The sequence below is a fragment of the Nocardioides luteus genome, assembly GCF_014648595.1.
In the GTDB taxonomy this organism is placed as follows: Bacteria; Actinomycetota; Actinomycetes; order Propionibacteriales; family Nocardioidaceae; genus Nocardioides; species Nocardioides luteus.
Genome location: NZ_BMRK01000027.1, coordinates 1 through 13,481, shown reverse-complemented (window position 1 = coordinate 13,481; position 13,481 = coordinate 1). Strand labels below are relative to the sequence as shown.

13 protein-coding genes are annotated in these 13,481 nt (G+C 70.1%); 2 read left to right on the top strand and 11 right to left on the bottom strand.

Going from position 1 to position 13,481, the window contains the following annotated elements; genetic code table 11:
• Positions 1 to 5: 5 nt before the first annotated feature.
• Both IEY81_RS22005 and IEY81_RS22000 read right to left on the bottom strand, forming a co-directional pair.
• Complete coding sequence (locus IEY81_RS22005; protein ID WP_189120640.1) at positions 6 to 194, bottom strand: hypothetical protein; 189 nt, start codon at positions 192 to 194, stop codon at positions 6 to 8.
• An 88-nt stretch (positions 195 to 282) separates the two neighbouring features.
• Positions 283 to 1,416, bottom strand: a complete 1,134-nt coding sequence (locus IEY81_RS22000) for an endo-1,4-beta-xylanase (protein ID WP_229788078.1) — start codon at positions 1,414 to 1,416, stop codon at positions 283 to 285.
• A 138-nt stretch (positions 1,417 to 1,554) separates the two neighbouring features.
• Between IEY81_RS22000 and IEY81_RS21995 the strand changes: the two genes are divergently transcribed.
• The gene (locus tag IEY81_RS21995) at positions 1,555 to 2,805 is read left to right on the top strand and encodes an FAD-binding protein (protein ID WP_189120638.1); all 1,251 of its coding nucleotides are present in this window, start codon (positions 1,555 to 1,557) and stop codon (positions 2,803 to 2,805) included.
• 3 nt (positions 2,806 to 2,808) lie between these two features.
• On the opposite strand, the gene IEY81_RS21990 is transcribed toward IEY81_RS21995, so the two are convergent.
• The 7 genes from IEY81_RS21990 to IEY81_RS21960 all read right to left on the bottom strand — a co-directional run bounded on the left by IEY81_RS21990 (position 2,809) and on the right by IEY81_RS21960 (position 9,215).
• Positions 2,809 to 3,099, bottom strand: coding sequence for a chorismate mutase (locus IEY81_RS21990; protein ID WP_189120637.1), 291 nt, complete (start codon positions 3,097 to 3,099; stop codon positions 2,809 to 2,811).
• A 43-nt stretch (positions 3,100 to 3,142) separates the two neighbouring features.
• On the bottom strand, positions 3,143 to 3,511 hold the full coding sequence (gene trxA / locus IEY81_RS21985; RefSeq protein WP_189120636.1) for a thioredoxin: 369 nt from the start codon (positions 3,509 to 3,511) through the stop codon (positions 3,143 to 3,145).
• Between the two features lie 105 nt (positions 3,512 to 3,616).
• The gene (locus tag IEY81_RS21980; protein ID WP_189120635.1) at positions 3,617 to 3,757 is read right to left on the bottom strand and encodes a hypothetical protein; all 141 of its coding nucleotides are present in this window, start codon (positions 3,755 to 3,757) and stop codon (positions 3,617 to 3,619) included.
• 81 nt (positions 3,758 to 3,838) lie between these two features.
• On the bottom strand, positions 3,839 to 6,046 hold the full coding sequence (locus IEY81_RS21975) for a DEAD/DEAH box helicase (RefSeq protein WP_189120634.1): 2,208 nt from the start codon (positions 6,044 to 6,046) through the stop codon (positions 3,839 to 3,841).
• A 285-nt stretch (positions 6,047 to 6,331) separates the two neighbouring features.
• Positions 6,332 to 7,015, bottom strand: a complete 684-nt coding sequence (locus IEY81_RS21970; RefSeq protein ID WP_189120633.1) for a hypothetical protein — start codon at positions 7,013 to 7,015, stop codon at positions 6,332 to 6,334.
• A gap of 10 nt (positions 7,016 to 7,025) precedes the next feature.
• The gene (locus IEY81_RS21965) at positions 7,026 to 7,784 is read right to left on the bottom strand and encodes an alpha/beta hydrolase family protein (protein ID WP_189120632.1); all 759 of its coding nucleotides are present in this window, start codon (positions 7,782 to 7,784) and stop codon (positions 7,026 to 7,028) included.
• Between the two features lie 48 nt (positions 7,785 to 7,832).
• Positions 7,833 to 9,215 (bottom strand): NAD-dependent succinate-semialdehyde dehydrogenase, encoded by a 1,383-nt coding sequence (locus tag IEY81_RS21960; RefSeq protein ID WP_189120631.1) that lies wholly within the window; start codon positions 9,213 to 9,215, stop codon positions 7,833 to 7,835.
• Between the two features lie 135 nt (positions 9,216 to 9,350).
• Between IEY81_RS21960 and IEY81_RS21955 the strand changes: the two genes are divergently transcribed.
• On the top strand, positions 9,351 to 10,199 hold the full coding sequence (locus tag IEY81_RS21955) for an acyl-CoA thioesterase domain-containing protein (protein WP_189120630.1): 849 nt from the start codon (positions 9,351 to 9,353) through the stop codon (positions 10,197 to 10,199).
• 80 nt (positions 10,200 to 10,279) lie between these two features.
• On the opposite strand, the gene IEY81_RS21950 is transcribed toward IEY81_RS21955, so the two are convergent.
• Together IEY81_RS21950 and IEY81_RS21945 are read right to left on the bottom strand one after the other, a co-directional pair.
• On the bottom strand, positions 10,280 to 12,478 hold the full coding sequence (locus IEY81_RS21950) for an Eco57I restriction-modification methylase domain-containing protein (RefSeq protein ID WP_189120629.1): 2,199 nt from the start codon (positions 12,476 to 12,478) through the stop codon (positions 10,280 to 10,282).
• A 64-nt stretch (positions 12,479 to 12,542) separates the two neighbouring features.
• Positions 12,543 to 13,481: amidohydrolase family protein (locus IEY81_RS21945; RefSeq protein WP_306341465.1), on the bottom strand; the 939-nt coding region annotated here is incomplete at its 5' end.

Genomic DNA, 13,481 nt, shown 5'->3' with positions numbered 1-13,481 from the left:
CTTTTCTAGTAGTCGTAGTCGTCGTCGGGGCTGCCCGCGTCGAGCTTCTGCTCGGCATAGTCGGCCTCGTCGACGTCGTCCGGCGCCGAGGTCACCCGTTCCTCGGCGTCCAGCGGAGCCTCGTCGTCGACGGGAGTCTCCACGAGGTCGGTCGCCTGTTCCTCGAGGTCTGCCTCTGCTGCGTTCTCGGTCATCTACCCCTCGCTCGGATCGATCGATGTGCTCGTTCACCAGTAGACCACCGGCGCCGGAGAGCCGCTACGACTCAGCCGATCCATGCGCTCAGCGCCGGCGCGGAGCCCCCAGTGCCAGACGAAGGTCCTGCTTCAGGGCCGTGTAGGCGTCCTTCGGCTGCCGGTTCACGTCCCAGAGCAGTGCATAACCCTGACCCTCGAACCAGCCAGGTACCCACGAGTGGGGGTCGTCGATGCCCCAGACCGTGAACGAGGTGCAGGCGCGTACGTCGAGGCAGGCCTGGAGCATCTGGGAGAACTCGTAGGAGTGGGCGAAGAGTGCCAGGTCGTCGGTCGGCACCTGGGTCTCGGGCGAGTCGACGAAGGTGCGTACGTCTGCCTCGGTGACGGCGACCTCGAGACCGAGGTCGGCGTAGCGCTGCAGGTCGGCCCGGAACCGCTCGCCGGAGAAGCCGTACTGGGTGTCGAGGTGGCCCTGGTTGCCGACGCCGTGGATGGGTACGCCCTGCTTCTTCAGGCTCTTGACGAAGGCGTGGACCGCATCGGCCTTGGCGTTGTGACCGTCCTCGCCGGCGATGTTGTAGTCGTTGTAGAACAGCCGCGCCTTCGGGTCGGCCGCGTGCGCCCAGCGGAAAGCGTCCGCGATCACGCCGGGACCGAGGTGGGAGACCCAGAAGTTGTCCGGGTTGAGGCGCGAGGGATTGGTGTCGGTGAAGAACTCGTTGGCGACGTCCCACTGGTAGATACGGCCGCGGAAGTGGCGGACCTCGTCGGTGATGTGCTTCTTCAGGATCTCCCGGAGCTCGCGGTCGTCGATCGAGCCGTCCTCGACGCCCTCGGTGAGCCAGGCGGGGTTCTGGTTGTGCCACAGCAGCGTGTGGCCACGCACCTTCTGGCCGTGAGCGCGGGCGAAGTCGACGACCTCGTCGGCTCCGGACCAGTCGTAGGTGCCGCGCTCGGGCTCGACGGTCTCCCACTTCATCTCGTTCTCGGCGGTGAGGCTGGAGAACTCGTCGGCGGCGATGTCGGCGAGCTCCTTGTCGGCCAGAACCTCGGGGTTGACCGCTACGCCGATGCGCAGGTTGATCGGGGAAGCGTAGGAGCGGAGCGAGTCGGACGGCGGCCGGAAGCCGCGGGGCTCGGCCTGAGCCGTCGATGTCGTGGTGATCGCGGCGAGTGTCGCCGCGGCGGTGACCGCCACGATGGCGTGACGAATGTTCACGATGCCTCCAGAAGTCAGTGTGATCGACATCACAAGGATGGCCACAGCATGTCGACGGCAGGCGTGCCTTGTCAATCGTTGTCGATAACGTTTTCCGAAGAGAGGCGCCGAACCGCCCCTCCGGGCTACGATCCGGCCATGCGTACCGACACCCCTGGCCCCGAGACCGCCGGCTCGACGTGGGCGCGGAGCCATGACTACACCGCCCGCGGCCTCGTCCGTCCACGCTCCGTGGCAGAGGTACGCGACGTGGTGCTGCGCGAGCCGCGGCTCCGTGCGCTGGGCTCACGTCATTCGTTCACCGATCTCGCGGACTCCCCCGGGGTGCTGGTCTCGCTCGACGGCCTGGAGGACTCGCCGACGCTGACCGGTGAGGTCGTCCGAGTGCCCGGCGGGATGCGCTACGGCGAGCTCGCCGCCTGGCTGCAGGAACGCGGCCGCGCGCTGCCCAACCTCGCCTCGCTCCCCCACATCTCGGTCGCCGGCGCGGTCGCGACCGGCACCCACGGCTCCGGGGTCGGCAACGGCTCACTGGCCACCTCGGTGACCGCGCTGGAGATCGTCGACGGCCGCGGCGAGCTGGTGCGCCTGGAGGCGGGCTCAGCCGACTTCGCCGGCGCCGTGGTGGGCCTCGGGGCGCTGGGGATCGTGACGCATCTGGAGCTGCGTACCTCACCGACGTTCGAGGTCGAGCAGACGGTCCACGAGGGGCTCACCTACGCCGACCTGCGAGAACACCTGACCGACATCCTCGGCGCGGCCTACTCGGTGTCGGTCTTCACCCGCTGGGCCGACGAGCCCGACGGCTCCGTCGCCCGGGTGTGGGTGAAGTCTCGGACGGGGACGCCGGAGATTCCGGGCGCCACGCTCGCGACCGAGCCTCACCACGTCATCCCCGGTCTCGACCCGGCGCCGTGCACCGAGCAGCTCGGGGTGCCGGGCCCGTGGCACGAGCGGCTGCCGCACTTCCGGCTCGACTTCCAGCCGAGCGTCGGGGCGGAGCTGCAGAGCGAATACCTGGTGCCGCTCGACCGGGCCCAGGAGGCGGTCGACGCCGTCCGCTCGCTCACCGACCGCGTACGGCCGCTGCTGCTGGTCGGCGAGATCCGGGCCGTCGCCGCCGACGAGCTCTGGCTCTCCCCGGCCTACGGCACCGACACGCTGGCGCTGCACTTCACCTGGAAGGCCGACCCCGACGGCGTACGCGCACTGCTGCCCGAGCTCGAGGAGCGGCTACCGGAGGGCACCCGGCCGCACTGGGGAAAGCTCTTCGCGACCGCCGACCCCGGCGCGGGCTACCCGCGCTGGGACGACTTCCGCGATCTCGTACGCCGCTTCGACCCGGAGCGCCGGTTCTGGAACGCCTGGCTGGACCGGGTGCTCGGCTGAGCCTCAGTCCTCGACGAACTGCCGGTGGTTGCGGATGACCTCGGCGATGATCACGTTGAGGATCTTCTCGGCGAACTCCGGGTCGAGCCCTGCGTCGTCGGAGAGACGCCGGAGCCGCTCGATCTGGACCGCCTCGCGGCTGGGGTCGGCCGGCGGGAAGCCGGCGCGGGCCTTGAGCCGGCCCACCTGCTCGGTGCACTTGAAGCGCTCGGCGAGGAGGTGGACAAGGGCGGCGTCGAGGTTGTCGATGCTGCCGCGCAGGCGGAGCAGCTCGGCGTGGGCGTCTTCGGTCACAGCGCTATCAAACCTGATCCGTGTCGAATGCCGGAACAGAGTCTTACTCGCCGGACTCCTGCGCCTCGTGCTCGGCCAGCGCCTTGTCGATGTCGAGCTCGACGACGGCGTCGATGACCTGCTTGAGCGCGGCCTCGGGCAGCGCGCCGGGCTGGGAGAAGACGAGGTTGCCCTTCTTGAAGGCCATCAGCGTCGGGATCGAGGTGATGTTGGCGGCACCGGCGAGCGCCTGCTCGGCCTCGGTGTCGACCTTGCCGAAGACGATCTCCGGGTGCGTCTCGGAGGCGGCGTCATAGATCGGGCTGAACTGGCGGCACGGGCCGCACCAGGACGCCCAGAAGTCGACGAGGACGATCTCGTTCTCGGTGACGGTGCTCTCGAAGTTCTCGGCGCCGAGCTCGACGGTGGGCATAGCGGTCTCACTTCCGTATGGAGTCGCGTGCTCGCCAGGTCGGCGGCACGTACGTCTCAACGTACGCGTGTCGCTGAGGATTCCCGGCGCCGGCGGCCGGCCGGGTCAGGGAAGTCGCTTGGACTTCGGCCCGATCTGCCGCTCGATGCGACTGCGCGGCTGCCCGGTCAGCTTGGCAACGATCGGCACCCGGTAGACGTAGCCGCCGACAGCCGCCGCGATGAGGAGAAGAACGATCCAGAACATGTGATGAAGCCTACGCCGAGACACCCAGGCCCCACCTCAGGATTCTCCCTGAGATGGGGCCGGGATCGGTCCCGTTCGTCGTCAGGCGGCGCGCCGGCCGCGGCGGCCGGACTCGCGCTTGCGCAGCGCGTCGGTGAGCAGCGAGACCAGGGCCTCGAGCTGTACGTCGGCGGAGTCGGTGACCTCCTCGTCGGAGCCGTCGAGCGCACGCGCTGCCAGGCCGGCCTTCGAGTCGATCAGCTCTGCGATCCGGGTGTCGATCGTCTGCGAGGCGATGATCCGCCACGCGGTGACCGGCTCGGTCTGGCCGATGCGGTGGACCCGGTCGATCGCCTGGGTCTGCTCGGCGTCGGTCCAGGAGAGCTCGGCCAGGATCAGGTTGGAGGCGGCCTGGAGGTTGACGCCCACGCCGGCGGCGGTGAGCGAGCAGACGATGATCTCGACCTCGGGGTCGTTCATGAACTCGTCGATGGCCTTCTCGCGCGCCTTCGAGCTCTGGTCGCCGCGAATCGTGGAGTAGCGGATGCCGCGCTCCTCGAAGAGCTTCTGCGCGGTGTCCATGACCTCGATGTGCTTGGCGAAGAAGACGACCTTGCCGACGTTGCGCGCCAGCTGGGCGGCGTAGTCGGCGGCCAGCGTCGCCTTGGCCCGGCCGATGCGGCGCATCATGCCGAAGACGTTCTCGCCGGTGGAGGCGTCCTGGTCCTCGCGCTCCCAGGTGGCGACGCGGCGGATCAGCTCGAGGTCGAGCTCGCCCGGGGCCGGCTTGGCGCCGGTCACCCGGGTCTCGATGGCGGTGTCGTAGCGCTGCACCATCCGCTTGGCGAGCTCGGCCTCGGCAGCACGGATCGAGCGGCCCTCGGCGTCGTCGAGCTCGACCGGCAGGTCGGCGACGCGGCGCGCCGGGATGTCGCTGGCGACGTCGATCTTGCGACGGCGGACGATGCCCTGGTTGACCACGACGCGGCGGGCGGCGCCGTAGAAGCTGTTGTCCTGCGGGGTCAGCCCGGTCTCCTCGAGCCCTTCGAGCAGACCGTTGAGCGGCTTGACGTCGTCGATCCAGCCGAGGAACTGCCAGATCGCGCGGAAGTCCTCGATGTCGTTGATCAGCGGGGTGCCGGTCAGCGCCATCAGCAGCGGGTTGGCGGCGCGCTGGCGGATCTTCTCCGAGAGGGCCAGCACGTGCTGGGAACGCTGGGAGGACTTGTTCTTGATGAAGTGGGCCTCGTCGACGACCATGCCCTTGAAGCCGAACTCGCCGAGCCAGCCGACGTGGCGGTCGAGGATCTCGTAGTTGACCACGATGATGTCGGCGAAGCCGTCGATGTCCTCACCGTTGCCGTGCACCACGGTGGCCTTCTTCGACGGCGTCCAGAGGTCGACCTCGCGAGCCCAGTTGGCCTTGACCACGTTGGGCACGACGACGAGCAGCGGGTAGGCGTCGGCGGCCTCGGCGGCGAGCAGCGCCTGGGCGGTCTTGCCGAGGCCGGGCTCGTCGGCCAGCAGGTAGGTGCGGTGGCCCTCGGCCGCCGAGGCGACCAGCTGGGCCTGGTGGTGCATCAGCTCGCGGGTGCCGGGCGCGTCGACGTGGCCCGGGCCGTATGCGGGCGGGTCGGGCAGCGGCATGCAGGAGGGGCCGGAGTCGGCGTACTCGAAGCTGCGGAAGAGCGGACCGAGGAGCTCCCAGCCGGAGAGGCGGCGGGCGTGCACGGGCGGGCGCGCGTTGGTGAAGTCGGGCACCAGGAACGGGTTGGAGAGCTGGCGCTGGATCACGCTCGTCGGGACGACCCGCTTGTCCGGGACCGCCACGGCGGGGGTCTCGTCCTCGTCGTCCTCCTCGTCCTCGGGGACGTCGACGCCGCCACGGGCCATCAGCTCGTGCTTGAGGTCGAGCGCGGCCTCGGAGATCTCGGCGTCCTCGGCGAGGAGCTCGAACAGGCGCGAGTCCATGGTCGCGGTCTTGGCCAGGATCGTGGCGATCCCGTCGAGGCGCTTCAGCTGCTCGGCGCGGCGGCCCTCGTTGAGGCTCTCGTCCTCGAGCACACGGTGGCGCTCGTCCCTGGCGAGGAGCGCGACGACCTGGAACTTGGTGCGCACGTCGGGCATGGCCGAGCGGCGCTGAACGGCCGACTCCACCTCGCGGACCACCTGGGCCAGCACCGGGATGATGCCCTCGTTGTCCTTGTGGACGCCCTTGCGGCGACCGTTCTGCCCGGACTTGCCGGAGCTGCCGTTGTTGCGTGAACGGCCGGACCGGTTGTTGCGCCGGGTAGCGGCTCCCTGAGCCAACTGAATCCTCCTCGGGGCCACACACGGGGTGCATGGCATGTGCAGATGCCGGCCCTCCTCGGCCGGTCGCCCTCCCAGGGCTCACGCAAAGTCGATGGTGGACGACTGACGACCGCGTACATACAGCGGAAACCGCGATCGGCGCCTCATCGACCGGGCCAGTGACTCGTTCGGTCCCCACGACGAACGTCCACGAGCCGGGCGCTTGCAGCGAGTGTAACCCCACCCACACCTGTTAGCGGAAGTCTCGTTCCGCGTTTTCTGTCAATTGATCAGACGCAGGCGTCAGAGAGACCCCGGACGCGCCTTGTAGAACTGGCGTGCGCGCCGGCCCAGCCGCTTGGTGGCGATGTCGGAGAGCACGACGCCGAGCGGGATGTTGAGCACCGGGATCCCGCGCAGGACGACACGCCGAGCGACCCTGGTGCCGGCCAGCTGCATCATCGACCGGGTGGCCTGGACGGTCTTGCTCGCCGCCCACTTCGAAGCGGCGCGTACGCCGAAGCGGCTGCCCGCGGCACCTGCCACGCTGCCGCTGCCGAAGAGCAGGTCGACACCGGCCAGCTCGAGGAACTCCTCGATTCGGGCAGGGTCCTTCAGATCGTGTCCGTACGCCGCGGCGATGTGCATCACCAGCCGCTGCTCGATCCACGCCAGCGCGACCAGGTCTCCCAGGATCGCGGTCGCGGCCGCGGCCACGACCGCACCGGGCCCGCCGATCAGGGCCGGCACCTCGGCGGCGGCGATCATCGCGCCACCGCCGGCACCCTGCAGGCGGGCGAGCCGGCGGTGCTTGCGGACCAGGTCGTCGACGTACGCCTCGGCGGCGAAGCCGGGCGCGGCCCGGTCGGCGGCCACCTTCGCGGCGATCTCGGGGCCCTGGGTGGCGACCAGGTGACCGACCAGCACCTGTGGCGCCGCCGGACCCGCCTTGATCAGGTCCTTGATCGGGAACTTCGGCCTCTTCATCTGATCCCCCTCAGTCGTTCAGGTATTGGTCGGCCCAGGCCGAGATGATCCGGGCGGCACGCTTGGCCTGCCCCTTCTTGGTGAGCAGGTGGTCGGAGCCCTCCAGCGCCACGAAGGAGCGCGGGTGCCGGGCGGTGTTGAAGATGTCCGACGCGTTCTCGATCCCGACCGTGGTGTCGGTGGGGCTGTGCATGACCAGGAGCGGCTTCTTGAGCTGCATGATCTTCTGGCGCAGGTCGGCGCGGCGTACGTCCTGGACGAAGGCCTTGCGCAGGATCAGCGACTTCCCCCCGGCCATCCACGGCGCCTGGCCGTCCTCGAGCACCCGGGAGAGCACCGCGTCGTAGTTGTGCTCGACGTGAGCAGGCTGGAAGGGCGCGCCGACGGTGGCCACCGCGTCGACCCCGATCGCGTCGGTGGCCGCGGCCAGGACGGCCGCGCCGCCGAAGGAATGGCCGACGAGGAGCTCGGCCGGGGTGCCGCGGTCGGCCATGAAGCGGGTGGCCTCGACGGTGTCGGCGACCTTGTGGGTGAACGAGCCGTCGCCCCAGTCGCCCTCGGAGTCACCGAGCCCGAGGTTGTCGAAGCGCAGCATCCCGATGCCTTCGGCGGCGAGCTGCTTGCAGATCCGCGCTGCCGCCGGCGACTCCTTGCCGAGCGTGAAGCCGTGGCTGAAGACGCCCCAGCCGCGTACCTCTCCTTCCGGCAGGTCGATGAGACCGGCCAGCATCGGCCCGGACGTACTCCTGAAGGTCACCTTCTCAGCCACGCCACGGATTCTCGCAGAGTCGCGCGCTCCCGGAGCTGAGGCGCGGGCTCAGCGCTCGACGTAGAAGAGCCGCTTGTTGAGGAACTCGTCGATCCCGAGCGGGCCGAGCTCGCGGCCGAAGCCGGAGCGCTTGGTGCCGCCGAAGGGCACGTCGGCGCCTTCGCCGGCCGGCGTGTTGACGTTCGCCATGCCGACCTCGAGCTGCTCGGCGACGGCGATCGCGCGGCCCTCGTCGGTGGAGAAGACGGCACCGCCGAGGCCGTACTCCACCGCGTTGGCCAGCTCGACGGCCTCCTCGTCGCTGCTCACCTTGTAGACCACGGCGACCGGGCCGAAGAGCTCTTCCTCGAAGGCGCGCATCTGCGGGGTGACGCCGGTGAGGACGGCCGGGGCGAAGAACGCGTCCGGACCGTCGGAGATCTCGCCGCCGACATGGAGCGTCGCGCCCTTGTCGACGGCGTCCTGGATCTGGGCGCGCAGCGCCTCGGCGGCCTTGCGGGTCACCAGCGGGGAGTAGACGGTGTCGTCACCGTCCTCGCCCTCGAGCGGCTTCATCGCGGCCGCACGTTCGGTGAGGGCGGCGACGAAGCCGTCGTAGACGGTCTCGTTGACGATCATCCGCTTGTTGCCGTTGCAGACCTGGCCGACGTTCTCCATCCGGGTCGCCCAGGCGGTCTCGGCGGCCTCGTCGACGTCGTCGGAGTCGAGGATGATGTAGGGGTCGGAGCCGCCCAGCTCGAGGACGACCTTCTTCAGGTTGCGGCCGGCGGCCTCGGCGACCGCCGTGCCGGCACGCTCGGAGCCGGTCAGGGAGACGGCCCGGACGCGCGGGTCGCCGATCATCGTGGCGACCTGCTCGTGGGTGGCGTAGAGGTTCTGGTAGACGCCGTCGGGGAGGCCGGCATCGGTGAAGATCTTCGCGATCGCGGCGGACGAGCGCGGGCAGCTCTCGGCAGGCTTGAGGAGCACGGTGTTGCCGGCCACCAGGTTGGGCGCGGCGAACCGGGCGACCTGGTAGTAGGGGTAGTTCCACGGCATCACGCCGAGCACCGGACCGAGCGGGAGGCGCTGGATGACCGCCTTGCCCTCGTGGCCGGGCAGGTCGGTGTCCGCGAGGAGCTCGGGTCCGTGGTCGGCGTAGTAGGCGGTGATCTCGCCGGAGAACTCGGCCTCCTCGACGCCCGAGGAGGTCTTCTTGCCCATCTCGGTGCGGATGATCGAGGCGAGCTCCGCGGCGCGCTCGGTGAAGAGGTCCGCGGCGCGCTTCACGATGGCGGCGCGCTTCTCGATGGGGGTCGAGCGCCAGGTTGCGTACGCCGTCTTGGACCGCTCCATGGCCTCCTCCACCTCGGCATCGGTGGCGAACGGGAAGGTCTCGACCACCTCGCCCGTGGCGGGGTCGGTCACCTGGTAGGGAGGCGTCGTGGTCATCGTTCATCCTCTTCGATCAGGACTGCGTTTGGGGTGATGGTACGTGGTTTTTCGGTGCTCTCGATGAGGAAATCGTTACTCTTTGCCGATTTTGGCGACTGAATCCGAAGTTAGGACACGTTCTAGAATGTCCCTATGGATCTTGCTTTCTTCCGGCGCACCGACGACGGCTTCGAGCCCACTCCGATGGCTTGCAGCATGTGGGCCGACGACCAGATGCACGGGGTGGCCGCCAGCGGCCTGATCGCCCGTGGGCTCGAGGACCAGATCGAGGCCCTCGACCGGGGCGCCGAGCTGGTGCCGGCGCGCTATCACGTCGATCTGTTCCGGCCGCCGAAGATGGTCCCGACGAGGATCCGCACCAGCGTCGTACGCAACGGTCCGCGCATCGCGCTGCTCGACGCCGAGATGGTGCAGTCCTCGGCCGACGGCGAGGAGCGCGTGGTCGCCCGCGCCACCTGCACCTACCTGCGTGCCGGCGAGAACCCTGCCGGCGAGGTCTGGTCGGCGTCCGAGCGCGCCACTCCGCCGCCGCTCGACCTCGCCCCGCCGACGAGCGAGCCGCACGTGCCGTTCTTCACCTCCGAGAGCCCCTGGTCCGACGACTTCGGCAAGCACCAGAACGCCGGGCGCCACATCACCTGGCAGGTCGGCGTACCCACTGTCGCCGGCGAGCCCATGACCCCGTTCCAGACCGTGGCCTCCATCGCCGACGCCACCTCGATGGTCACCAACTGGGGCAGCAACGGCGTCGAGTGGATCAACACCGACATCTCCCTCGCCCTCGCCCGCCGCCCTGCCGGGATGGAGGTCGGTCTGGCCACCATCGACCACGTCGCCCACGAGGGCATCTCCGTCGGTACCGCCGAGGTCTTCGACCGCGAGGGCACCATCGGCACCGCCACCGTCACCGCCCTGGCCAACTCCAAGCGCACCGTCGACTTCACCGCTCCTGTCGAGGGCGGCCCCGCCACCTCGGTCTGACCCGATCCGCCGAGGCGTCACCCGCGTCGGTCGAGGCGTCACCCGCGTGACGTCTCGGCCGACCTACCTGACGCCTCGGCCTACGTGCCTGACGCCTCGGCCGGCGGTGGTGACGCCTCGGCGAGGGTGAGATTCTGGGCTACGAGGGCGGCCATCAGGGCTCGCTGGCGGGTGGGGGTGAGGCCGAAGCCGGACGCGGTGAGGTCGGGGGTGGCCAGGGACTCGTCGACTCCCTGGAGGCGGGCGGTCGCATGGTTGACGTCGGTGATGGCCTGGCGCAGGTCGGTGGTCGCCGGGTCGTGGGTGCGGGGGTCGCCGACGAGGTTGAGCACGCCGGTGATGCCGAGGTCGCGTTCCTCGCCGACCCGGTCGAGCGCGGCGAGGAGGTGCTCGCCGGCCGGGCGGAGCGGGGCGAGGTCGGTCGGGAACGGGTAGGTGGCGCGCAGCCGTGAGGGGTTGTAGCGGTAGGCGGTGTTGAGCATGGTGCCGCCGGCGCGTACCGCCCAGACGCGGTGGAGGTCCGAGGCCAGGAACGCGTACGCCGCCGGGTCCTGCGTCGGGTAGACGACCAGGCCGTTGGAGAAGACGTGGTCGGAGCCGACCAGCACTGGCCAGAGATGCTTGCTGTGCTTGCTGAACGCGATGACGTGGGTGAGCTCGGCGGCGTCGCGGTAGAGCTCGTCGACCGGGCTGAGGAAGCCCCACCAGCGCTCCTTGAGCTGGGGGTACTTCACGAACTGGCGGCGGCGCTCGGCACGCACCTTCGACCGCACCAGGCGGGCGAGCGCGCGGTCCTCGGCGAGCTCCTCCAGGCCGAGCTTGCCGACGTCGAGCACGAAGCGGGAGGCCGTCGAGCCGCACGGCGTGACCAGGTCCTCGCCGCTGAGATAGGGGCGCACGGTGTGGCCGAGCGGCCCGAGGGCGAGCGACTCGGCCTGGTCGGGGGTGAGCACGAGCGAGCGGCCGAGCACGATCGTGCCCTGGTAGCCGTGCGGGAGGGGTACGTCGAGGTCGAGCCTCGCTGGCTCGGGGAGCGAGAAGCCGTCCTCGAGGGTTCCGGTGATCGCCGGTACGGTGCGGCCGTCGAGGCAGGCCTCGTCGATCGGCCGGGTGGTGAGCCAGATCTTCGCGAACCGGACGCCCGCCGTGGGCCACGGCGCCGACCGCTCGGCGCGGGCGACCTGCCAGCCGCGGTCGAGGAGCGCGCCGAGCCCGAACCTTGCGGTGTCGCCCTCGCTGATGGAGTCGGTGGTGATCATCCCGATCTCGCTGCGGCTGAGGGCGGCGGCGCGGAGCAGGAAGTAGATGACGTAGTCGGCGCGCCGTGTCGTACCACCGGCGAGGGTGTGCGCGAGATAGTCGCGCAGCTCCTGGCCGATCGCGTCCCGCACCCGCTTCACGCCGAGGTAGGGCGGGTTGCCGACGACGGCGTCGAACCCACCGCGGGCCATCACCTCGGGCGCGACCAGCGCCCAGTGGATCGGGCGGACGGTCGGAGCGGGAAGCCGTCGAGCCCGGCGGAGCGCTGCGTACGCCTCCTCCAGCCGCTTTCCGGGCCGCCCACCCAGCGGAAGGGCGACGGCGACCATCGCGTCGGCGTACCCCTCCCGATCCGGTACGTCCGCGGGCAGCTCGCCCGCGTCGACGAGCCCGACCAGCGCGTTGCCGCTCAGGATCCGGTGGTCGAGGAACGTCAGCGGGAGCGCGGGGTCCTCGCAGAGGAGCCAGAGGGACAGCTTGGCGATGTCGACCGCGACCGGGTCGATGTCGGCCCCGTAGAGGCACCCGGTGACGACCTCCGCGATGAGAACGTCGCACGCCGATGCCAGGTAGCGCGCGGAGGCGAGCAGGAAGACCCCGGTGCCGGCGGCGATGTCGACCACCGCCGCGTCCGCACGGGCGACCGGGGCAAGGGCGTGCGCGACGATCTCGTCGGCCAGCTCCGGCGGGGTGTAGTGGGCCCCGTTGTCACGACGCGAGGAGTCCTCGAGCAGCGCCTCGTAGACGTACCCGATCTCTTCCAGGACCAGATCGTCCGTCGTGGACCTGTCAGGGAACAGATAGTCCGACAGCAGACGATCCGGTGTCGGACTATTTTCGGTGCGCACGACAGGCAGAAGCCCCGCTGCATCCAGGGCATCCTCGGTGAGCGTCGTCCCCCGCGCCGCAGCGAACCCGATCACGACCCGGCGCATCACCGTCGCCACCGCCGCGGGACCACCACCGAGCTCGGCGACCGCTGACCGCGCGCGTGCGCGCAGTGTCGGAGCCGTGATCACAGGTGAACCATAGAACGCGACCGCCCCGGCAGCCACGAGATCGCGACAGTCCGACCGCCGGCTGCTAGGTCAGCCGAAAGAGCCGCGCCGCGTTCCCGTAGAGCACCCCACGCGTCCACTCGTCGCCGAGCCCGAGACCGATGACGCCGTCGACGGCCTCGAGATAGGGGTACGGGATGTTGGGGAAGTCGCTCCCGAACAAGATCCGGTCACCGAGCGCGCGCAGCCGCGGCAGGTCCTCGATGGGGAAAGGCGTGTTCTGCTCGGTGAACGCGGTGAAGGCCATGGTCGTGTCGAGATGGACGCCGTCGTACTTCTCCACCAGGTCCAGCGAGCGCGAGTAGTCGGGCAGGCCCATGTGGGCCACGATCAGGACGAGGTCGGGGTAGCGGGCGAGCAGGGTCTCGAGACCTTCCGGCCCGGTGAACCGCCCGGGAGCCGGCCCGTGACCCGAGTGGATCACCAGTGGCGTACGCAGCTCCGAGAGCGCCTCCCAGACCGGGTCGAGCAGGGGCGAGTTGGGGTCGTAGTCGCCGACCTGGACATGGGCCTTGAAGATCTGTGCCCCGGCCGCGACCGCCTCGCGCACGTAGTCGCCCGCACCCGGCTCGGGATAGAAGGTGGCCGAGTGGAGGCAGTCGGGCTTGTCGGCCGCGAACTCCGCGCCCCACTCGTTCAGCCAGGCCGCCATGCCGGGCTTGTGGGGGTAGGTGAGCGCGGAGAAGTGCCGGACGCCGAGCTCACGCAGGGCCCTCAGCCGCCCCTCCTCGGAGTGCCGGTAGGCGATCGGCCACGGGCGACCGGTCAGCGGTCCGGCGGAGTCGAAGTAGGCCCAGACCTTCTCGAGCATCCGCTCGGGCAGGAAGTGGGTGTGTACGTCGAAGATGCCGTCCAGGCCCAGCGCGTCGAGGCGCGAGCGGACCTGGGCAGGCTCATCCGGAGGGACCGAGACCGAAGGAGGCGTCACGAGGGCCGAACCTACCCCGCGCATGCCGAGCGCGGA

What these genes read in the sequence shown, in the direction of transcription:
- trxA (WP_189120636.1), bottom strand. Translation starts at nt 3,511, where the DNA reads ATGCCCACCGTCGAGCTCGGCGCCGAGAACTTCGAGAGCACCGTCACC.
- IEY81_RS21960 (WP_189120631.1), bottom strand. Translation starts at nt 9,215, where the DNA reads ATGACCACGACGCCTCCCTACCAGGTGACCGACCCCGCCACGGGCGAG.
- IEY81_RS21980 (WP_189120635.1), bottom strand. Translation starts at nt 3,757, where the DNA reads ATGTTCTGGATCGTTCTTCTCCTCATCGCGGCGGCTGTCGGCGGCTAC.
- IEY81_RS21995 (WP_189120638.1), top strand. Translation starts at nt 1,555, where the DNA reads ATGCGTACCGACACCCCTGGCCCCGAGACCGCCGGCTCGACGTGGGCG.
- IEY81_RS22005 (WP_189120640.1), bottom strand. Translation starts at nt 194, where the DNA reads ATGACCGAGAACGCAGCAGAGGCAGACCTCGAGGAACAGGCGACCGAC.
- IEY81_RS21970 (WP_189120633.1), bottom strand. Translation starts at nt 7,015, where the DNA reads ATGAAGAGGCCGAAGTTCCCGATCAAGGACCTGATCAAGGCGGGTCCG.
- IEY81_RS21955 (WP_189120630.1), top strand. Translation starts at nt 9,351, where the DNA reads ATGGATCTTGCTTTCTTCCGGCGCACCGACGACGGCTTCGAGCCCACT.